Below are 22,184 nucleotides of genomic sequence, written 5' to 3'. Positions count from 1 at the left end.
ACCCCTTTTTCTCACTTTTCAATGCATATTATGAAAATGTTGAGCAACTGTGCCTGTCTGTTTCATATACTTGTAATAAATGCTCAACATTTTTTCAACACTAAAAAAGGAGTGCCTGCACTATGGCTAATGAAAACCCGAATGATCGGCTTGGTAAATTAATAAAAAAACTTTTAAAAGAACGCGCCTTATCTATGCGCCAACTAGGAATACTTACAAATATTGATCCTGCAACAGTCTCAAGAATTATTAATGGCAAACAACCACCAAAACAAAAACATCTACAAAAATTTGCAGAATGTCTTCAAGTTCCACCCCAATTGTTATTTGATGAAATGTACCCTGATTCTCCTCACATTAATAAAGAAAAAACGGATATGTACACATCTCTTGATACCATTCAACAAACTTTACAATCCTCTAACTTATTCGATTTCGATTACACTACAACTCGCGTAAAACAAGAACTCGAAAATTACGAACGCTATGCCCAGACAACAGAAGGCGAAAAACGTATTCATGACAGTTTTGCAAGCAAATTAGAGCAAATTGATAGTGCTGGTCCTTTTATTGAACAATTAACAGATATGTATCAACAATTTTGTAATGAAACCATTTCAAAAGAAGAACGTGCAGTTCTTGGGAGCGCATTACTTTATTTCATTTTATCGACAGATATTATTCCCGACTATCTCTTTCCAATTGGCTATTTAGATGATGCGATTGCCGTTGAATTAGCAAAAGAGAAATTACTTGAAATGAAACGAAAGACATAGCAAAATAAAGAACTATTTCAGTTGTTTATATTCAACTCTGAAATAGTTCACTAAAAAATCGTACAAGTATACATACTCGTACGATTTTACTATACAAATCTATTTTTTCGTGTGGCACCATTCATATATAAATGTTATTATCACTTTTGTAAATTCAATTAACTGTTCAATTTCAACTTTCTCATTTACAGAATGTGCTTCTTCTAATGTACCTGGTCCATATATAATCGCTGGAATGTGAAACTCACTAAACCAACCACCATCAGTTACCGTTGCAGACATATCTAAAATTGCATTTTTTGATAGAATAGACTCGTGTACTGAGCTAAGTTTTTTTACAGCTTTATGTTCACTATCTACTTCTAATGAAGGGAAAATTTCCCCACGATCTACAATCATTGATTCTCCGCCCCACTTAAATTGTGGCGGATTTTCACTTAACCATGGATCGGCAGCTGCCACCTTTCCAATATACTCTTCAATTTCGTTTATTATTTGTTCATGTGTTTCATTCGGATAGAAGTGCACTGTTATCCACAATCGGCACTCCTCCGCAATAAACGCCGCATGCCTTCCTCCCTCAATAACAGCTGGATTAATTGTTGTTGTTCCAGATGGATAGCCTTCATATGTTTTCATAACTGCCCAGTGGCGCTCTAATTCTTGTAAGCTTTGTACAATTTTCATCATTTTTTCAATCGCACTCGCTCCAAATAAACGTCCTCCAGCATGGATCATTTGTCTGCGCGTTGCATCATGAAACGTTTGTGGACTTTTCACTGTAATCCATCCAGTAATGACACCGCCTTGTCCTTGCATATGTAAATCGCTCGTATCCACTACTACTGCAAAATCAGCATCGTAACCCCTTTTGCAGCATTGAAGTGTACCTGCTTCTCCAACTTCTTCTCCAATTACCGATTGAAAAGTTAAATCTCCAGGTAATTCAATACCAGCTTCTTGTAAAAGTTGAATGGCAAATAGCGCTCCAGCCAGCCCACCTTTCATATCTGCTGCGCCACGTCCAACTAACCAGCCATCTTTTATAAATGGATCAAATGGATTTGTTTCCCACGCCTCATCTGCTGACACTTCGGCTACATCCATATGTCCATTAATAATAAGACTTTTATATGAGTCACTTTTTATCCCTTTTTTTACCCCAACAACATTCGGATCATTCGGATATACATCCCATTTATCAATACTAAAATTTCGTTTTCTTAAAAACTCTGCAACAAATTCTTGTGCTTCATTTGTATTTCTCGCTGGCGGTGCTGGTGTTTCAAAACGAATTAAAGTTTTTGTAAGTTCTAGTAATTCCTCTTTCCTTGAATCTATTTGTTTTAACAACTGCGAAACTTCTGGATTCATCGCTAATTCCCCTTTGCATACATAGTATGTTTCCAGCTTTATTTTCACAAAAAAAGAGACTGTTTACAATTTTACAGTCTCCTAATTAATCACTATTATAAACTCTCTACTTCCGTTGTATTTGTCTTTTCAATATGCTCTACATTACTTCCCTTATTTCTTGTAGCACGATAAAACAGTAAGCAAACAATCATAAATGGAATACCACAATACAATGCCATTCTTTGTTCTGGAATAAAGGCCATGCCAACGATTACTGTTAAATTTAATACTAACGCAAGAAGTGGTACAAATGGATACAATGGTGTTTTAAATTTCAAGTCCTTAACATCCCCGCCCCGCTTCATGTATGACCTTCTAGCTAATAAATTTGATAAAGCAATAGATGCCCAAACTAGTATCGCTCCGAATCCAGCGATAGAAAGCAGCCATAAATAAACTGTATCTTCCGCATAAATACCTGATAGTAGTGAGAGACACCCTACAATTGTGCTTACGATTAATGCATAAATAGGAACACCGTTTTTAGATAACTTTCCAAAAATTGGACTAATCATTCCTTGATTAGACATAGACCATAGCATACGCGAAGTTGCATATAATCCTGAATTCGCAACGGATAGTACTGCTGTAATAATAACGAAATTTATAATATCTGCTGCATAAGGAATACCAATTTTATCAAATACAACTACGAATGGACTTTCTATTACTCCTGCTTGCTGCCAAGGGAATAGTCCAGCAAGAATAAAAATAGATAGTACAAAGAAAACAAGTATACGCCAAACTGTATTGTTAATTGCCTTCGGGATCGTTTTCTCTGGATTTTCACTCTCACCTGCTGCAATACCAACTAATTCTGTTCCTTGGAAAGAAAAATTAACTGCAATCATTGTAATTAAAATGGCTGATAATCCATTTGGAAACAATCCACCATAATCAGTAAAGCTAGAGAACATTGGCGCTGGTTCATTCCCTTTCATATCTAGAAACCCAAACATTGCTGCCCCGCCCAAAATAATAAATGCAATAATTGTAATTACTTTAATACTTGCAAACCAAAATTCCACTTCCGCAAAACTTCTTGAAGATAACGCATTAATAGCAAAGAGCAGTACCGCGAACACTACACACCAAATCCATGACGGTACATCAGGAAACCAACGTTTCATCAAAATACTAACTGCAATTAATTCAATACCTATCGTAGCAGACCAGTTTAACCACGACATCCATCCCACTACATAACCTGCTGCAGGAGAAATATGCTTTGTCGCATACGTTTGATAAGACCCTGCGTCAGGCATCGCAACCGCTAACTCTCCAAGACAGAGCATCGTTAAATACATTACAAATCCACCGACAAGATACGCTACAATTGCTCCTCCAGGTCCAGCTTCATGAATCGTATAACCTGATCCTAAAAAAAGTCCTGTACCAATAACTCCACCGAGTGCAATCATAAATATGTGCCTGCTTTTCAATTCTCTTTTTAATCCTTGGTTTTGATCCATCATATAAATCCCCCCTTTTCACTTTGCCAATCCATTTAATGTAAGCGTTTTTAAAATTATTCACCGTAAAAATAATGATTTAAAATAGCAAAAATACATATCACTTACATTAATCACTGCCTGTTACTAAAAGGTCATCCCTTACTGTTATTAATAACTTTTGATCAGCAATAGCTTGTCCTTCTACTACTTCTAATGATTCAATATAACCACTGATTCCTATCTTAATTTCTACTTTCTGTTTATCTATTGTTTCAATTAACGCTAATTTCTCCCACTCGTATACGTAAGAACTTTCCGTAACAAATAACTTCTCTACTTTTCCATAACAAGGACTATACACACCTTCTATAACTGTCTTCACTTTATAAACCCCTCCCTCTTATTAATTGACACCGAAACGTTGTATATCCTGTAAAAATTCATATTCTCCCCTCTAGAGATTTCAAATATTATTTATGCAAAATGCGTACCAAGTCTCTAATTCATATATTAAATGAGAGTTTTACACAAAAAAGCGTGCACAACCGCAAAATTTTTCTATCATTTGAAAAGTTTTAAAAGAAAAATAGCAAAAAAATTTTGCGGTTTTATAAGAATTTTAATAAAATTATAAAAAGTCAGTCTTCATAGGGTGAAATGAGGAGAAGATAATCTATGCGTACAGAAGACATTAATTTTAAACAGATCATTGAAATGAACATGCTATATGAAACTTTACTCAATGAACTCGATATCGGGATTCATATTATTAATGAGGAAAGTAAAACGATTATCTATAACCGCAAAATGATGGAAATTGAATCAATGGAACGCTCAGATGTATTATATAAAAGTCCTTTAGAAATATTTGCATTTGAAGAAAATAAAAATAGTACTCTTATAGAGGCATTAAAATTAGGAAAAACAAACAAAAATATAAAACAAACGTATTTTAACAATAAAGGACAAGAAATTACAACGATTAACGATACTTTCCCTATAATAGAAAATGGAAAAATTAAAGGCGCTATTGAAATATCAAAAGAAATTAGTAACTTAAAGCAAACAATAAGAATGGGCCCTTCTCGAAAACAAAGTACTAAATTTACCTTTGATCACATAATTGGTGATTCTGAAGCTATTCAATCAATCATTACTGAAGGAAAAAGAGTAATTCGTACATCTTCCTCCATACTTCTAGTAGGAGAAACAGGCACTGGGAAAGAACTATTTGCACAAAGCATCCATAATGAAAGTCAGCGTTCAACAAAACCCTTTATTTCACAGAACTGTGCCGCTATACCTGATACACTCATGGAAAGCTTATTATTCGGTACAAACCGAGGTGCATTTACAGGAGCTATCGATAAAGCTGGTTTATTTGAAGAAGCGAACGGAGGAACTTTGTTATTAGATGAAATCAACTCATTAAGTCCAGCACTTCAAGCGAAGTTACTACGAGCTATACAAGAAAAAACAATACGAAGAATCGGAGGCACACACGAAAAAGAAATTGATGTTCGTATTATAGCAACTATCAATGAAGATCCTTTCGAAGCCATCGCACATAATCGATTAAGAGAAGACTTATATTACCGATTAAGCGTCGTTACTTTATGTCTTCCGCCTTTACGTGAAAGAAAAGAAGATATTCTAGCTCTTGTTCAGCACTTTATTGAAAAATATAATACTCAATTTGGGCTCAACGTAACCGATGTAGATGTAAATGTAAGAGAATTTTTCTATGCATACGATTGGCCTGGAAACGTACGGGAGTTGGAACATATAATTGAAGGTTCCATGAACTTGATAGAAGATGAAACCATCATTACAGCGTTTCATATGCCTACTCGCTTTCGTGAACGAATAAAAACAGAATTCAATATGCAGCATGCACTAACTAATCACAATACTGATGCACCTAAAACTTTAAAACACACAATAGAAAAAATGGAAAAGAACTACATTAATCAAATTCTTAAAGAGAATCATGGCAACATTTCACAAGCTGCAAAATTTTTAGGATTAAGTAGGCAAAACTTACAATATCGAATTAAAAAACTGCATTTACACATATGAAATGAACATGTCTCCAAGTGCAAAAACAAATTGGTAAAATATGTTATAATAAACGTATAACATGCTAGAAAGGGGCTATATATATGAGTAATGATAAAAAATTAAAGTTATTACAATACTTATACTTTTTCCCTGCCATGCTCTGTATGATGTTATTCATTAATGCCGATGTAAGCAGCTCTCCTTATGCAAAGCTATTAGGAACAATTTTTGGCTCCTTTGCAGCTATTATGCTTGCTGCTTTTTGGAATTTAAAGCTACGTATAAAAAATGAAAAATCTTCGTAATACTAAAAAAATCGAGCTACTTAGCCCGATTTTTTTATTTGCCATTAAAACTCAACATTCTCTAAATACAACCCACTTGCCTCAGCAAGACAATTAATTTGATTGCGCTGCTTTTCTTCTAAAATGTTTGGAATTGCTTCAGCATCTAATTGTCCTAATCCAACTTCAATTAATGCCCCAACAATTTTTCTTACCATATTATGAAGGAAGCCGTTACCACTTACTCTAATTTGTACAAACCCTGCCTCTTCCATCACATCAAGTGTATATACTTCTCGAACCATAGATTTTTTCTTTGATTTCGCATTTGAAAAAGCAGTAAAGTCATGTGAACCAACTAAATGTTTTGCAGCTGCTTTCATGCTTTTCACATTTAATTTTTTATTCACATGCATGCTGTATTTACGCATAAATGGATTTGTATGCTCTTCATTCCAAATTTTATACAGATATGTTTTTGCTTTAGAATTGTAACGAGCATGGAAACGATCATGTACTTCTTCCACATTCGTAATGCTAATATCATTAGGTAAATATTGATTTAAATATTTTTTCACTTTATGTTCCACTAACTTCTCATCACTTTGAAAGTTAGCAACTTGATTCAAAGCATGTACACCAGCGTCTGTTCTACTACAACCGATAATTTCAATTTCTTTTCCGATCATTTCAGATATGACACTTTCGATTTTTCCTTGAATCGTATTATCGTTATTACCGAGACGTTGCCATCCTTTAAAACGTGCACCATCGTACTGAATCGTTAATTTATAATTATGCATAATATTCTCCTTCATAGAAAATATTCCCTCATACCATGAGGGAATATTAATAAACTTTACTTTCTAACAAGCTTCACTACATTTTCTACGTGAGCTGTATGCGGGAACATATCAACTGGTTGCACATACTCCACTTCATAGCTCTTCATTAATGCTTGTACATCACGTGCTAATGAAGAAGGATTACAAGACACATACACAACTTGTTTCGGCTTCACTTTTAAAATTGTTTCCAGTAATTTATCATCGCAACCTGTACGTGGTGGATCGACAACAATTACATCTGGACGCCATCCTTCTTTTACCCATTTCGGTAACCATTGTTCAGCTTTACCTGCTTCATATTTCGTATTTGTAAATCCGTGACGCTTCGCATTTTTTCTTGCATCTGCAATCGCTTCTGGAATTACATCCATACCACGTACTTCCGCTGCATCATTTGCAAGCCAAAGTCCGATTGTACCAACACCACAATACGCATCTACAATTTTCTCATCGCCTGTTAACGCAGCTGCTTTTTTCGCTTCATCATATAAAACAATTGTTTGTTCTGGATTCAACTGGAAGAATGCACGTGCTGATAATTCAAATGATAAATCGCCAAGTGTTTCTTGAATTACTTCTTTTCCAGCTAATTTAAATGTTTTGTCTCCAAAAATAACAGATGTTTTACGCCAGTTTACATTTTGCATAATTGATTTAACCGCTGGCATCTGTTTTTGTACTTCTGCAACAAATTGTTCTTTATTTGGTAATTCTTCTTTTGTTGTAATAAGTGTAACTTGTACTTCCCCTGTTTGAACTGCAGTACGTGTTACAATTGTGCGTACTAAACCTTTTTGTTTTTTCTCATTGTAAATAGAAACATTTAATTTTTCTAAAATACGTCTTACAACTTTTGTCGCTTCATTCGTTGCTTTATGTTGAATCATACAGTGAGCAATATCAATTAACTGATGTGAGTTTTGTTTATATAGCCCTGTAATAACCTTTTCGTCTTTACGCCCCACTTGTAATTGACTCTTATTACGGTAATGCCATGGATTTTCCATGCCAAGCGTTGGACGAATTTTCTCTTCCATACTGTTTTTCATGTACTTCTCAAATGCTTGTACAACGATATCACGCTTTTGATTCAATTGTTCTTTATAATCTAAATGTTGCAGCTGACAACCGCCACACTCCTCATATACTGGACACGGTGCTTTCACACGATGCGGTGAAGCTTTACGAACTTTTTTCACTTTCGCTTCAGCGAAGCCACGCTGAATTTTCGTTGTTTCTGCAACAACTTCTTCTCCTGGTAATGCCCCTGGAATGAAAACAACTTGTCTCTTAAAATAACCAACGCCTTCTCCGTTAATCCCAAGACGTTTAATTGTCACAGGAAACGTTTGACCAACTTCCAACTTACTCTCATGTTGCTTTTGTATCATTATTACACCTCTACTCTATACTTTTCCATAAATATAACGCTGCATAACTGCAGTATGGTTCACACTCTTGTTTCACTTTTTCTAAAAATGCATCATCAGGTTTATCATCTAATTGAAATATACCTTGCACTGCACGCTGAATCCCAATGTCCGCTTTCGGGAACATATTTTTCCGTCCAAGCCCAAACATTAAAAAGTTTTGCACTGTCCATGCACCAATTCCCCTAATTGGCAACAATTGTGCTGAAACTTCTTCTTCCGTCCCATTTTCTATACTCGCTAAATTTAATGTACCACTGACAATACTTCGACCTAATCCTACTATATATTCAGCCTTTCGCTGACTAAACTTCTGCTCTCTCAATTCTTCTATTGAAATATTTGCTACTATTTCCGGAGTGGGGAAAAAGAATACACCGTTCTTCTCTATTCCATACCGTTTCACAAATTGTTCTGTTAACACAGTAGCAAATTTCAAATTTATTTGTTGGTGAATGATACAGCGAAGAAGACAAGCAAAATAATCAAATTCTAAAATAATTGGAGTATAAGCATATGTTTCAAATAGTGGACGTAATGATGTGTTTAAAAAATGATTTTGTATATCTTGAAACGGTTCATTCCAATGAAAAATGGCCCTCATTCGTTTCATGACTTTCTCCGGATTTCCTGTCTGACTAGAAATCCAAAACTGTGGATTTTGAACAGTACCAATCCCTTGTAAGCGAACAATAACCTGTTCCTCGTCTATACAAAGCGGGATATAAATGACTTTCTCATCTAATTGAATGACGTTAAGAGGATCAAAAGATAAACGTTTTAATACTTCTTCAAAATGATACGGATACTCTAACGTAACATGTTCGCTCCACATACGTTTCCCCATCCTTTTTACACATCATTATAGCATGAGAAAACCGTAAGCATACATGCTTACGGTTGATTGCTTTTTACTAAGTCATCTAGACTTTTAAAATGATACCCTTTCTCGCGCAAATCATCAATGATTTTCGCAAGTGCTTCTGCATTATCTTTTGATATTGCATGAAGTAATAAAATAGATCCTGGGTGAATCATCGTCATAACATTATTATGCGCATATTGCCATCCTCTTTGCTGATCCACTTTCCAATCCAAAAATGCAAGTGACCAAAATACATTATAGTAGCCCATTTCTTTCGTAAGAGCTAACGTTCTTTCACTAAATACGCCGCGCGGAGGACGTACATATTTCACTTCTTTTTGCCCAGTTACTTTTTTAATTTCTTCCGTTACACTCGTTAATTCTTCACGAAGCTTCTCATCATTTACCGCTGTAAAATCAGGATGACTCCAAGAATGATTTCCAATAATGTGTCCTTCATCCTTCATTCTTAACAATAAATCTTTTTGTGTTTTAATGTAATGCCCCGTTACAAAGAAAGTTGCTGGTACTTTTTTCTCTTTTAATACATCTAAGATTTTCCCTGTGTATCCATTCTCATATCCATTATCAAATGTTAAATAAATATCTTTTTTCTTCGTATCTCCTAAATAAAACCCGCCATTTTTTTGCAGTAAATCCGTATATAACTTTCCTGCATCTGGTACTGTTTCATTTTTAGGACGCGGGATTCCCCAGTTATGTGGAGTATTTGTATAAGCCAATGCCGAAACTGGAACAAGTGCCATCATAATTGAAAAAATGAGACCGATATATAACCATTTATATTTCATAAATAGTCTCCTTTCCATATATAATCGTACCTGTAGTTTCTGTTTACTTACTTACTTTCATGCTGTGCATGTTTTTCTATATATACCAAAAAATGCATCTCGAAAGATTCGAGATGCATTTTTGTTTATTTAAATACCGGCTCTTTAAAGCTCGCTAATTTTTCAAGTGATGTTTTATCAACATCTGCATGTAAACTATTACCATGAGAGTCCATCGTTACAACTGCTTTAAAACCTTCAATGCGTAAATGCCACATTGCTTCTGGAATACCAAATTGTAAGAAATCAACATCTTTCACTTCTTTAATACATTCAGCATAATATTGCGCCGCACCGCCAATTGCGTTTAAGTACACGCCGCCGTGTTCTTCTAAAGCCGCTAATGTTTTCGCACCCATACCGCCTTTTCCAATAACAGCGCGAATACCAAATTTCTTCATAATATCGCCTTGGTACGGTTCTTCACGAATACTTGTCGTTGGACCTGCCGCTTTAATTTGCCAATTGTCATTGTCATCTTTCACAACAACTGGACCACAGTGGTAAATAATTTGTCCATTTAAATCTACTGGACAATCATTATCCATTAAATGCTTATGGATTGCGTCACGACCTGTATACATCATGCCATTAATTATTACAACATCACCAACGCGAAGTTCACGAATTTGCTCTTCTGTAATTGGTGCTTGTAATACAATCTCACGTTGCTCTGTTTTTTCTTGTGCTTCATGCTGAAGTGTATCTTCACCTTCTTGATATAACCAATCCATAATTTCACCTGTTTCAGGATGGATTGTTACACCTAGGCGGCGATATGCCCAGCAATTATACGCCACAGATACGTAGAAGCTAGCCGGCAGGCGGTTATACACGCCAATTTTACAGCCAAGTAAAGTTGTTTCTCCGCCAAATCCCATTGTACCAATGCCAAGTTTGTTCGCATTTTCTAATACGTACTCTTCAAGATGTTGTAACTCTGGTACTGGATTGACATCATCTAATGTACGGAATAATTGATTTTTTGCTAATTCATAACCTGATGTGCGGTCTCCCCCGATACCAACACCAATTACACCAGCGCTACATCCTTGCCCTTGTGCTTGATATACTGCATGAAGAAGGCATTTACGAATCCCTTCTAAATCACGGCCAGCTCGTCCAAGTCCTTCTAGTTCACACGGTAAGCTATATTGAATATTTTTATTCTCACAGCCACCACCTTTTAGGATTAAACGTGCATCAATATAATCTTTTTCCCATTGTTCAAACTTAATCACCGGTGTACCTGGTCCTAAATTATTTCCACTATTATCTCCAAAAAGAGAATCAACAGAATTGGGACGAAGTTTACCATCTTTTGTCGCCCGCTCAAGCGCATTATAGATAGCTTCCTTCAACTTTAATTGATTCACACCAACTGGTGTATAAATTTTAAACGTTGGCATCCCTGTATCTTGGCAAATCGGCGAGATGTTATCATCAGCCATTTTAATATTATTTGTAATTGTGCCAAGTGCCATCGCAGAACGAGTCCCTGCATTTTCTCGCTCTTTCGCTTGTTGAATCGCACGACGAACATCTTTCGGTAAGTTCGTTGACGTTTCAACAATTAGTTGATACATGCTTTCTTGAAGCTTTTCCATTGTTACTTCCCCCTCAATTGTGAACGCTACCAAAACGTTATGAGCTGAAAATTCAATTGTTATGCTCTTTAACTATTTATTTCACGCTATTAGAGCATAAATGAAATTTTTCACAACTTGATTATACCTCTTTTTCTATCGTCCTTCTATTACCCGAACAGAAAAAGGCTACCAAATTGGAATTGGTAGCCTTTTTAATATATTATTCGTCTTTTTTAAATTGCTCACATTTTAATTCTAATTCATCTAACATTGCAAGAAGACGATCTACATCTTCTAATTCTACTTCTTCGGGTTCAATTGTATCAATTACTTCAATGAACATATTTAAACGTTCTTTTAAATATACTAATTGTGTATCTTTATCTTGAATTGCTTTTCCCATGAAGGCACTCTCCTTTTAATTCGAGTTGCTTTTATTATACCGCAAAAACGATTGCTATGGGCATGAAATTTCATCAATTTTGTCACAGTCATCCACTATAATGTAAGCCCTCTCTCTTTTCACGCTAAAAAGTTTCACTTTATAAAAAGCACATATTCTTCTATTATAGAGAATGGACAAATTGTTATTTCAATAGTCAAAGGAGTATTTCATATGACGATATCACAAAAAATGAAGCCGATTACTCCTTCTTACGATCCATGGGAAGCGTATATGGACCTTGAAGAGTACGGCAAACTACTATTAACAAATGTTGAATTTACAACGACGACGTTATGCAATATGCGCTGTGAGCATTGCGCTGTTGGTTACACGTTACAGCCGAAAGACCCAAATCCGCTTCCGATGGATCTTTTATTAAAACGATTAGATGAGATTCCTCATTTACGTTCTTTAAGTATTACTGGCGGAGAACCTATGCTTTCAAAAAAATCCGTCGACAACTATGTAACACCACTCTTAAAATACGCCCATGAACGAGGCGTTCGCACTCAAATCAACTCTAACTTAACTATAGATTTAGCACGTTACGAACAAATTATTCCTTATTTAGACGTGTTGCATATCTCTCATAACTGGGGAACAATTGATGACTTCGTTGAAGGCGGATTTGCAATGATGGAGCGTAAACCTACTTACGAACAACGTGCAAAATTATTCGAAAGAATGATTACAAATAGTAAGGCTCTATCAGATGCAGGTGTACTTGTATCGGCCGAAACAATGTTAAACAAAAGAACTCTACCACATATTGAACATATTCACCGTCAAATCGTCGAAGAGATGGGCTGTAAACGTCATGAAGTTCACCCAATGTATCCAAGTGACTTCGCGAGTAATCTAGAGATTTTAACAAAAGCTGAAATTCGTGATGCTATTGAGCATTTACTAGAAATTCGCGATGAAAATGTATGGATGTTATTTGGAACGTTACCTTTCTATGCTTGTAGCGATGACGAGCGAGACATTGCCACATTTAAAAAATTACAAGAGAGCAAAAATGTCACTGTTCGTAATGATCCAGATGGCCGTTCTCGTTTAAATGTAAATATTTTCGATGGAAATATTATTGTGACGGACTTTGGTGATGTTCCACTTCTAGGAAACATACAAACAAACACATTACAAGAAGCATATGACAAATGGAGTGCTTCAAAAACAGCAAAATCATTAAGCTGTCACTGTCCTGCAGTAAAATGTCTTGGACCAAATGTTCTTGTAAAAAACAGCTACTATCCGACAGAAGATTTCTTATCAAAAACAGCAAACATTACATTATAAAAAACGTCAGCTTATAAGCTGACGTTTTTTTATGTTATTGCGAGTGGGAGGAAGAAATGAATTTAAAAAATAAATAATCATGAATTGGAATCGCCGCTCCAATTCCTTGAGAAGTAATATTTTTCACAACAAGTCTTTTTTGATTTCCCTTTAATACAAGATACACTTCTCCAAATGTTACTTTTCCCTTTTCATTTACTGCTGGTGTATAAGCGTATAAATATCCGAGTTGACTCGGACTAATATTATACACACGCTCATGTCCAGTACCATAACCAATAGTTGTTTTAAACGAAAGGGGCAATTGTACTTTTTCAAGCGCTTTGAGAAGCATCATTTTTTTCACATCTGCAGCATCTTTCATATCTGCTGTTAAATCGCCTTCAACCGTCTTTTGTGTTTCTTGCTTATAGCGAAGTGGATATAAACGGTCTCCTCCGCGATTATCATACACATTTCGATTCACTTGTTTATATTCCCAATTAATCGATGTGTCTACTGATTCATAATGTAAAGCCCATTGACCTAAATAAATTTTTGCCCGGTACCCTACTGCAAGCGGCGCATTTGAAATTGTCGTTTCATTAAACATCCGAATTAAGTCTGGATTTTCAATTTTAATATTAGCTGTTTTCAATAGTTCTTGAGCAAACTTACTTGGCTGTAAACGTGGCAAATCTTGTGCATCATTTGGAAATGTATTGTCTTTTGAAATATTTAAAACAGATGAAGGCATTTTTGTTCCTACTGTTGTCTTTGCAAAACTCATGTTAGGAAATAATAAAATAAACGAGACCATAGTTGAAAGACATATGCTGTATACTCGTTTCACCTGTCTGGCTCCTTCCTATGTAAAGGTATATATACTACTTTGTTTATTGTTTTCTCTGAGCACAATTGTTATGCCTATTTTTCATAATAAATAAAAACCAATTCCCATAATGACATACGCCGCTAGTAAAGTGCCGCCTTCAAACCAGTTTGTATCTCCATCATTTGAAATCGCAATCGTTAAGAAAACGGCTGTAATCATAGATACAAGTTCTGGTATGGTAAATACTAAAGGCATCCTCTGCGCGAAGAACATAGATAGCAATACTAGTACAGGAGCAACAAACATGGCGATTTGTAATGTAGAACCTATTGCAATTTCGACTGCAATATTTACTTTATTTTTATAAGCCATAATAATTGCAGATGCATGTTCCGCTGCATTTCCAACAATTGCAACGATAATAACCCCTATAAATAATTCTGACCAACCAAATGATTTTGCAACAGTTTCAAAAGTATGCACGAGCGCCTCTGATACATAAGCTACCGCCAGTGTTGCTATCGCTAAAATAAGGAGTGCCTTCCCTTTCGACCACTCTGGCTCTTCTTCATGCGCTACTTCGTCACTTTTATGTTGATATACACCACGGTGCGTAACTAACTTAAATAGTAATGCAGCAATGTACATGATAATCATAATAATAGAAACACCTATACTTAATTGATACGTCTTGCCAACGTCCATCTTCATTGAAAAGATCTCTGGAATAACAAAGGCCACGACAACAGCAAATATTAATAAAGCTGAATTATGCCTTGCATCGTAAACATTAAAGCTTTGCCTTTTATATTTAAGTCCACCTACAAAGAAGGATAGTCCTCCTACTAATAATAAATTTCCAAGTACAGAACCCGTTAAAGAAGCTAACACCACTTCAATTAACCCTGCTTGAAGTGCAAAAATTGAAATGATAAGTTCAACAGCATTACCGAAAGTAGCATTTAATAATCCGCCTATTCTAGGACCAGATACAATTGCTAAACTCTCTGTTGCTCTCCCCATAAAACCAGCTAACGCGATAATCGTAATACAATACACAGCGAACATAATTGTTTCTGGCCAATGAAGTGTTTTTCCAAGTACAGATAGTGGTACACCTATAAGTGCTACTATAAGAAATATTTTATTAAACATGCTTTTCACCCTTCCATAGTATGTATTTCTCCACAATATTATTATTATTCTTCTCCTAACTTGTCCGATTTCATCACAATTACGTTTAAAAAATCATCTTGATGAAAAGAGTATGAAAGATACTTCATTCTTATTTTGACGAAGAAAACTACAAAGTATGAAAAGAGGCTAAAAGCATGCATTTAAAAGAAAAAATTGAAACTATTATATGCGGTCAACGAACTGGTGTATTATCTACTGTACGTGAAAATAAACCTCATAGTGCCTTTATGATGTTTTTCCACGAAGATTTTGTGTTATATATCGCAACAGATCGGAAATCAAAAAAAATAACAGATATTGAAAACAATCCTAATGTCCATGTATTACTCGGACGAGAAGGAAAAAAATTAGATGAAGATTATATTGAAGTTGAAGGGTTAGCTTCAATCGAGGAAGACTCGACATTAAAAAACAAGTTTTGGAATAATAGCTTAAAACGTTGGTTACTCGGTCCTGAAGACCCTAATTACGTATTGATAAAAATCAATCCCGACACAATTTATTACATCGATGGTGCCGGTACGACGGAGCCTGAGTTTTTACGACTATAAAATAAAACAAGCCCCCCTTAGGTGGGCTTGTTTTGTCGAAAAGTTCTTTTGAAAAAAACAATAAAATAGGTGGAACTTTCTAAAGATTCTGTTATATAATAGCATTAACTTAAATAAACTGTATTAAAACAGATTGAGAGGAGAAATAAAATTGATGAAGAGAGAAGAACGCAAAAACATGATTGAGTTTATTGAAAAGAAAAAAGGGATTGAGCGTGACGAATTACTGTTTATGACAGACGATGAAGTAGAACATATTTATAATGTAACGTACTTTTTATATGAGGAAATTGCAGAGTAGTATAATAATCCCCACCTTATTAAAAATATAAGGTGGGGATTATTTCGTTATTTAGCCCACTATTTACAGGCAGTAAAACTCCCACCTTAAAATTCAGGTGGAGCAAGAAGTTAAGTTGAAGTCGTGCTTCCTATAAACCTCAATTGCTTCAACTTTATACATGAGAATCATTTTCATGTATAATACTGTAAGATTGGAGGGATTTTACTATGAGTTCGTGGCTCTTATTTGCACTATTATCAGCAATTGCTGCTGCCCTTGTATCGATTTTTGGAAAGTTTGGTTTAGACGGCATCGATGCAAACGTTGCAACAACAATTCGATCTATTATTATGGCATTATTTATGATAGGCGTTATTATCATACAAGGTAAATTTCAAAATATCGGCGACGTACTGCTAAATAAAAAAGCACTGCTATTTATCACATTAAGTGGGATTGCAGGTGCTTCGTCATGGCTATTTTATTTTCTTGCCCTCAAAACAGGAAAGGTTTCACAAGTAGCTCCTGTCGATAAATTAAGCGTCGTATTTTCTATCATTCTCGCTATGATTATCCTCGGTGAAAAGTTAAACTTTATGACCGGTGTTGGTGTAGTCTTTATTACAGCTGGTGTATTATTTATTGCTTTCAGCTAAAAAAACCGCTATTAGCGGTTTTTCTTTTTCTTTATGTACAACCATACAACACATGTAACAACTGCTGAAATTAATAAAATCCATATTCCATAATGATGTAAACTATACTCAACGAAGCGCCACTTCTCGCCTAACTTCCAGCCAAGCCCAATAAAAACACTTATCCAAATGAGCGCACCACCGTAAGCGTACAAACAAAAACGCCAAAGTGTCAAATTTGATACCCCAGCAAAATATGCTGTTAAATGACGTACTCCCGGTATAAAATAACCAATCATTAAAAGAAATGGCCCATATTTTTCAAATAAAATATGTGTTTTTTCAATGTGATGTTCTTTAATTCTAATTTTCGGCCCATATTTCTTTAAAACAGGGAGCCCAAGTTTTAAACCTAATATGTAGCTTAACGTGATCCCTAACATCGCACCAGCCATCCCACTTAAAAAAGCAGCAGTTCCTGACATAACTCCTTTTGAAACATTATAACCAACAAAGGTCAATAAAAACTCGTCTGGTATCGGTAATCCGACAATCCCACCAGCCAAAGCTATAACAATTCCAAAATAGCCATAATGCGCGATTAACTCGCCAATATGTTGTTCCATTCGGAAGACACATCCTATGCACGATCGTTATTCCACATTGTACCCTTTCTATCTTTAAGGCAAACATGGTATACATATTCACTATACATTGTTTTTATAATGAACTCTACTTCTATTCTTTCCTTTAACAGAGATAAAGTGAAACTTTAATCAGTGGGAGTTTTGTAATTATTAACCTATGCCAATCTTGCTTCTACAGACATCCCGACTCCCACATAACTCACTTACATTCACTAATTTTGAGATTAGATTCTTACTGCCTGCAAATGTCCTGATAAAAAATAAAAATTCATATGCGTGTTTTTTTGTTACAATAAAGGAAAGTTACTTTTCGCAACGGTTTAACTCTCAAGAAAAATGATATATCTACCAAAAACATAGTTTGGTCTATATAATACAACTTCTACCTATTAAAAGAACATGAACCCTTTTACATACAACATCATTTTTCTAAATTATACAGGGGGGAACGAACATGACCATTGAAAATCAATTTATTCAAAAAGTTTACTATAAAACATTTTTAACAGAAGAAACTTCTACTCCTGCATCGGAAGTACTCGGTGAAGCATATATAAATGAATCTAAAAATGAATTCTCCAACATTTCTAATATTCGATTTGCTCAAGGTGAATTTTATTATCAAAATAAAGATTTTGAAGCAGCTATATTTAAATGGGAAAAAGTTAATAATACTCTTGCACTTTGGGCAACAAAAAATATTGCAGATGCTTATTTTGAACTAGGATTCCTACCAAAGGCAGAAGAAATTTATCAATCTATTCAAACAGAAGATACAACTCTTACGATGGAAGTTTCATTACAACTTCTTTCTCTTTATATCGAACAAGATCGTTTAGGACTTGCTTTTAAGACGATTAGTGAAGCTGTTGCATTCCAACCGGATTACCCAAATATTACTGCAATTGCACGTTCTTTCTATGAAAAACAAGAAGATTGGAACAACGCTATCGAACTAGCTGTTCAAGAAGGTATTCGAACACAATCTTTACACTGGTTTGATACATTAATAAATTACATAAACAAAGGATTTACTAAAAATATTAAGCCTGAATATTTCTATGAGTCTTTAAAAGCTCTATATGCTGTTGATCAAGCTCAATTTAAAGAACTTGTTATTGCTCTTTGGAATAGCTACCAACATGAATCCTTATACCTTCCTTGGATTCAAAGTATTAATCATTTATTCTTGCATATTGAAACAGACAATAATGACGATTGGAATGAAATTTCTACTCGCTATCAAGAAACATACTTTGCATTAATTACCGGAAATCATTTTATGCATGAATTAAACGGACTTGTACCAAATCTATTAACAAATTGGTTCAGTTTAACGAAAGCAAAAGATTCTCTAGTTGTCTCTGCAGCAGTATTAGCATGGAATGAAGTCTCACCTACAACCTTAGAATCATTACTCGTAAAAAGTGCTGGATCCTTACTTTCTAATACATCAGCTGAAGCAGATGTAAATATGGAAATAGTTTCTCATTTATTCGAAACAATCGCTGTATGGGCTGAGAAAAATGATGTAGATTTAAGTCATCAATTTACGCTACTCGTCCATGAACTATGTGATTTAAATGTCACACCACTACTAATAGCTGGAACTAGTGACCATGATAAAACATCATTTGTTAATTCAATATTAGGAGAGAACATCTTAACTGAAACTTTAACAACTCCTATTCTATTTAAAGACGCTAGTCAAACTGAAATAACAGAATTTACCGAGTTAGATATCAGAAATATCTCTAACCTTGATGAATTCCACCAAATAGCGGCTACATCTGCTCAGTCAGAACTTGAGAAAAAATGTATAGAAATTAAGCTACCAAGTAGATTTTTAAGAAAAAATAAGTTTACATTTCTTATTACACCATCCATTCAAGGACAATTGGATAAAAACAATGCATACTTTGAATACTTACAAGCAGCAGATAGCCTTGTTTACGTATTAAATTCTTCTTCACCATTGCATAGTGAAGAAATTGATACGTTAATTTATTTACGTGAACAAGTACCAAACTTACAAATTCACTTCGTATTACACACAAATAATACGACTACTAATGAAAAACTAATTAGTAAACTTAAAGTACATTTTCCAGATGCACAATTCTTCCCATACTCTCCTTCGCAAGAGAGTAGTCAGCAACTTGGAGATGTAACAGAATCTATTCTCTCTAATCTTGCAAAACGCGATATAGAAAAAGAACGTATAGAAAAGCTAATATGGTTTACGCAAAAGACAATTGCTTATCTCATAAATGAACGTGTGGAATTAGAAAATACATTAGTAAAATCCGTACGCTGGAATAAACACATCTCAGTGAAACTTACTGGATTTATTAATAACCTTACTGCTCTTGAAAAAGATAAAATTCGCTCTATTACCGAATCCTATCTTTTAACGAAAGAAGAAATTACACGAGATATACATTCTCAAATTCCCGAATTATTACAGAGCTGCTCTGATCTTGTTCAAGAAGATAGTGATTTCAAACTAGTTCATGAAGAATTAAATGCTGCAATGAATGAACGAGTTCAAAAGCATGTACAACAGGTACTTCTTCCTAAATTTACTGGGTCTATTCAAGAATGGATTGAAACAGCACATAATGAATTTATTCAAGCTCAAGCTTATTTAGATGAAATGAGTGAAACGTTTAATAAATTATATAAAGAAGAACGTATGAAACTTCCTTGCGATTTCAAATTATTAGATGATTGGAATCGAGATGTTGTACGAATGACAAATCGAATTACAGTAACGAACATCAATATTTTATTACGCTTTACACCAACACAGTTTTTCTTAAAAAGTGCCGGAAAATTATTTGGTAATATGCAAAAAAATCAATCTATGCTCGCCAACAAATATAAACAATATATTGAAACAGAAGACTATACAGAAATTGCTCACACAATTTCAAAACAATTCTTCCTACAATTTGAAGTATTTGAAGGTGCATTAGAACGTGATATCATGATGTTCTTTAAAGATCCACTTAGCATATTGAAACAAAATGTGGATGCAGCTCAACTTGAGATAAAGGAAGACGAGCAAACATTAGCAACGCTAAGAAGCAATCCAGAAACATATCATGATCCTTTGGCGTTATTTAAACTACAATTGCTACAACATAAATTCGTTTTAAGTACTACAAAGAAACATGAAGATATGTTTGTATCTAACGAATCTCCTACTGTTTAACAAAAAAACCAAGCAAACTAAAATTTGCTTGGTTTTTTACTTTATTATTTTCATATGTTCAAACGGATAATAAATGCCTGCTAACTTTCCTAACACATCTTCTCTATCAATAAAACCTAAACCATTTCTACTATCTTTACTTATTAAGCGATTATCTCCCATAACAAAAATCTTATTTTTAGGAACTGTAATCGGTCCAAAGTCCTCTGTTAAATTCATAAGTTTTTTTTCTGCTTGTTTTTTATTACTATCCAAATACTCTTCATCTTTCACTTCAGAATTTACATATAATTGATCATTTCTCATCTCAATTATATCTCCAGATAATCCAATCACTCTTTTGACATAAAAATTATCTGTTTTCACAACAATAATATCTTCTCTCCCATAGCTTTCAAATTGTTTTGCTAACTTATTAACAATTACCTTATCTCCATCTTGCAACGTTGGCCTCATAGATGCTCCTTTTACAGTCGTAGGGAAAAACACAAAAATTTTCGCCAAAAACACCAATAAACATGCAATTGCAATAGTTCCAAAGAATTCACGCCAACGTTTTTTCTTTTGCATCATTTCACCATCTCATCATCTTTTTACTTTTATTATAAATAATACAACCGATATTTTTCTACAAAATTCTGAATTATAAAATTATAATATTAGAAATTTCAAAATGGTAATACTGATCAAATTAAACAAGCAAAAAAGATACTCTCAAAATAGTCTATTCACTATTTTGAGAGTATCTTTTTATAATCCCACATATACAATACACATTTGAGCAGCTACATATGTAAACCAAATCCAAAGTGGCTCATACTTCAATTTACGCCCTCCGATATCTGTCACGCCAATAATAAAATCAGAAATCACAAACAGTAAACCACCAAACGCTGGTATCCACCATATTCCTGTATTTTCATAATATAAGGCGAATGCAAAGCAAGCCATTCCTCCAACCCACAATCCGTAAATTAGAGCTCCTATCGTAAACAATTTATCCTGTTTATCATTTCGGATAAAGAAGAACCATCCTACAATTAGAAAGAGCCCATATACGAGTAAGCCAATCCAAAAACCATTCCACGAAATTCCTGTTTGCAAAAATGCTTTTACATAAAAACAATGAGCAAGAGCGAAAGTAACCATCCCACCAATTAACCTGTGACCAATTGGAATCAGCCCAGCCATAAACAAATCTCCCACAGTCGATAAAGTCATACCAAGTGCAACCCACGTACTATACTCTACAGATGGATCTTGTAACCATATCCAAATTGCACTACCTGTTAAAGAAAAACTAAGAATAAGACGGATTGCTAAAGGTAACGGCATATTATCTTTCGTTCTTTTTGTCTGCCGCATTGCATAAATTGCACCAATTAAAAAAAGAAGTATTTGCCCAATTAACACCACGTAAAGTAGATTCATAATATGTTCTCCTCAATAAATGCTTTTTGTATCTTTTTTCGTTACACTTAGTCTATTATCCTTTTTCTATAAAAAAAGAAGAACAGTACTG

At 34.6% G+C, this 22,184-nt stretch carries 22 protein-coding genes; 8 read left to right on the top strand and 14 right to left on the bottom strand.

The window, feature by feature from the left end; genetic code table 11:
* Positions 1–122: 122 nt before the first annotated feature.
* Positions 123–776, top strand: coding sequence for a DUF1232 domain-containing protein (locus tag BM089_RS23555; RefSeq protein ID WP_001262773.1), 654 nt, complete (start codon positions 123–125; stop codon positions 774–776).
* 99 nt (positions 777–875) lie between these two features.
* Here BM089_RS23555 and BM089_RS23550 read toward each other — a convergent pair whose 3' ends face one another.
* The 3 genes from BM089_RS23550 to BM089_RS23540 all read right to left on the bottom strand — a co-directional run bounded on the left by BM089_RS23550 (position 876) and on the right by BM089_RS23540 (position 4,028).
* Positions 876–2,150, bottom strand: a complete 1,275-nt coding sequence (locus tag BM089_RS23550; protein ID WP_090978252.1) for an acetylornithine deacetylase — start codon at positions 2,148–2,150, stop codon at positions 876–878.
* 95 nt (positions 2,151–2,245) lie between these two features.
* On the bottom strand, positions 2,246–3,667 hold the full coding sequence (locus BM089_RS23545) for an amino acid permease (protein ID WP_000969253.1): 1,422 nt from the start codon (positions 3,665–3,667) through the stop codon (positions 2,246–2,248).
* A 106-nt stretch (positions 3,668–3,773) separates the two neighbouring features.
* Positions 3,774–4,028 carry a biotin/lipoyl attachment domain-containing protein gene (locus tag BM089_RS23540; protein ID WP_000859489.1) on the bottom strand — a complete coding sequence of 85 codons (255 nt, stop codon included), beginning with the start codon at positions 4,026–4,028 and terminating at the stop codon, positions 3,774–3,776.
* A 293-nt stretch (positions 4,029–4,321) separates the two neighbouring features.
* Between BM089_RS23540 and BM089_RS23535 the strand changes: the two genes are divergently transcribed.
* Both BM089_RS23535 and BM089_RS23530 read left to right on the top strand, forming a co-directional pair.
* Positions 4,322–5,725, top strand: coding sequence for a sigma-54 interaction domain-containing protein (locus BM089_RS23535; protein ID WP_001258420.1), 1,404 nt, complete (start codon positions 4,322–4,324; stop codon positions 5,723–5,725).
* An 83-nt stretch (positions 5,726–5,808) separates the two neighbouring features.
* Positions 5,809–6,012 (top strand): hypothetical protein, encoded by a 204-nt coding sequence (locus BM089_RS23530; protein ID WP_000063861.1) that lies wholly within the window; start codon positions 5,809–5,811, stop codon positions 6,010–6,012.
* Between the two features lie 44 nt (positions 6,013–6,056).
* On the opposite strand, the gene truA is transcribed toward BM089_RS23530, so the two are convergent.
* The 6 genes from truA to BM089_RS23500 all read right to left on the bottom strand — a co-directional run bounded on the left by truA (position 6,057) and on the right by BM089_RS23500 (position 11,977).
* Complete coding sequence (truA, locus tag BM089_RS23525; protein WP_000553114.1) at positions 6,057–6,794, bottom strand: tRNA pseudouridine(38-40) synthase TruA; 738 nt, start codon at positions 6,792–6,794, stop codon at positions 6,057–6,059.
* Between the two features lie 56 nt (positions 6,795–6,850).
* Complete coding sequence (gene rlmD / locus BM089_RS23520; RefSeq protein WP_000615211.1) at positions 6,851–8,230, bottom strand: 23S rRNA (uracil(1939)-C(5))-methyltransferase RlmD; 1,380 nt, start codon at positions 8,228–8,230, stop codon at positions 6,851–6,853.
* A 10-nt stretch (positions 8,231–8,240) separates the two neighbouring features.
* On the bottom strand, positions 8,241–9,104 hold the full coding sequence (locus tag BM089_RS23515; RefSeq protein ID WP_000269415.1) for a DNA-3-methyladenine glycosylase family protein: 864 nt from the start codon (positions 9,102–9,104) through the stop codon (positions 8,241–8,243).
* Between the two features lie 59 nt (positions 9,105–9,163).
* Positions 9,164–9,946, bottom strand: a complete 783-nt coding sequence (gene pdaA, locus BM089_RS23510; RefSeq protein WP_000875957.1) for a delta-lactam-biosynthetic de-N-acetylase — start codon at positions 9,944–9,946, stop codon at positions 9,164–9,166.
* 125 nt (positions 9,947–10,071) lie between these two features.
* The gene (gene fumA / locus BM089_RS23505; RefSeq protein ID WP_090978250.1) at positions 10,072–11,592 is read right to left on the bottom strand and encodes a class I fumarate hydratase; all 1,521 of its coding nucleotides are present in this window, start codon (positions 11,590–11,592) and stop codon (positions 10,072–10,074) included.
* A 202-nt stretch (positions 11,593–11,794) separates the two neighbouring features.
* Entirely contained in the window at positions 11,795–11,977 is a 183-nt protein-coding gene (locus BM089_RS23500; RefSeq protein WP_000513558.1) for an SE1561 family protein, read from the bottom strand.
* A 213-nt stretch (positions 11,978–12,190) separates the two neighbouring features.
* Here BM089_RS23500 and yfkAB point away from each other — a divergent pair, with 213 nt between their 5' ends.
* Positions 12,191–13,318, top strand: coding sequence for a radical SAM/CxCxxxxC motif protein YfkAB (gene yfkAB, locus BM089_RS23495; protein ID WP_000156022.1), 1,128 nt, complete (start codon positions 12,191–12,193; stop codon positions 13,316–13,318).
* A 34-nt stretch (positions 13,319–13,352) separates the two neighbouring features.
* Here the strand turns inward: yfkAB and BM089_RS23490 are convergent, their stop codons facing one another.
* Both BM089_RS23490 and cax read right to left on the bottom strand, forming a co-directional pair.
* A complete protein-coding gene (locus BM089_RS23490; protein WP_002098868.1) occupies positions 13,353–14,150 on the bottom strand; it encodes a YfkD famly protein in 798 nt (265 codons plus the stop codon).
* Positions 14,151–14,231: 81 nt separating this feature from the next.
* Positions 14,232–15,287 (bottom strand): calcium/proton exchanger, encoded by a 1,056-nt coding sequence (gene cax / locus BM089_RS23485; RefSeq protein ID WP_000482136.1) that lies wholly within the window; start codon positions 15,285–15,287, stop codon positions 14,232–14,234.
* A gap of 176 nt (positions 15,288–15,463) precedes the next feature.
* Here cax and BM089_RS23480 point away from each other — a divergent pair, with 176 nt between their 5' ends.
* The 3 genes from BM089_RS23480 to BM089_RS23470 all read left to right on the top strand — a co-directional run bounded on the left by BM089_RS23480 (position 15,464) and on the right by BM089_RS23470 (position 16,819).
* Positions 15,464–15,880: a pyridoxamine 5'-phosphate oxidase family protein gene (locus BM089_RS23480; RefSeq protein ID WP_016083647.1), complete on the top strand. Its 417-nt coding sequence runs from the start codon at positions 15,464–15,466 to the stop codon at positions 15,878–15,880.
* Positions 15,881–16,034: 154 nt separating this feature from the next.
* The gene (locus BM089_RS23475; RefSeq protein WP_000817786.1) at positions 16,035–16,181 is read left to right on the top strand and encodes a BH0509 family protein; all 147 of its coding nucleotides are present in this window, start codon (positions 16,035–16,037) and stop codon (positions 16,179–16,181) included.
* A gap of 209 nt (positions 16,182–16,390) precedes the next feature.
* Positions 16,391–16,819 (top strand): EamA family transporter, encoded by a 429-nt coding sequence (locus BM089_RS23470; RefSeq protein ID WP_000100295.1) that lies wholly within the window; start codon positions 16,391–16,393, stop codon positions 16,817–16,819.
* An 11-nt stretch (positions 16,820–16,830) separates the two neighbouring features.
* Here BM089_RS23470 and BM089_RS23465 read toward each other — a convergent pair whose 3' ends face one another.
* Positions 16,831–17,424 carry a DedA family protein gene (locus BM089_RS23465; RefSeq protein ID WP_000434878.1) on the bottom strand — a complete coding sequence of 198 codons (594 nt, stop codon included), beginning with the start codon at positions 17,422–17,424 and terminating at the stop codon, positions 16,831–16,833.
* Positions 17,425–17,899: 475 nt separating this feature from the next.
* Between BM089_RS23465 and BM089_RS23460 the strand changes: the two genes are divergently transcribed.
* Entirely contained in the window at positions 17,900–20,662 is a 2,763-nt protein-coding gene (locus BM089_RS23460; RefSeq protein WP_064532174.1) for a tetratricopeptide repeat protein, read from the top strand.
* 36 nt (positions 20,663–20,698) lie between these two features.
* Here the strand turns inward: BM089_RS23460 and lepB are convergent, their stop codons facing one another.
* On the bottom strand, positions 20,699–21,235 hold the full coding sequence (gene lepB, locus BM089_RS23455; protein WP_000983310.1) for a signal peptidase I: 537 nt from the start codon (positions 21,233–21,235) through the stop codon (positions 20,699–20,701).
* A 177-nt stretch (positions 21,236–21,412) separates the two neighbouring features.
* Positions 21,413–22,093, bottom strand: a complete 681-nt coding sequence (locus BM089_RS23450; RefSeq protein ID WP_001051080.1) for a lysoplasmalogenase — start codon at positions 22,091–22,093, stop codon at positions 21,413–21,415.
* Positions 22,094–22,184: the final 91 nt, after the last annotated feature.

Source organism: Bacillus sp. 5mfcol3.1 (assembly GCF_900114335.1).
Lineage (GTDB): Bacteria > Bacillota > Bacilli > Bacillales > Bacillaceae_G > Bacillus_A > Bacillus_A thuringiensis_S.
The sequence above is the reverse complement of the archived record's forward strand: the minus strand, read 5'-3'. Positions and strand labels throughout refer to the sequence as shown.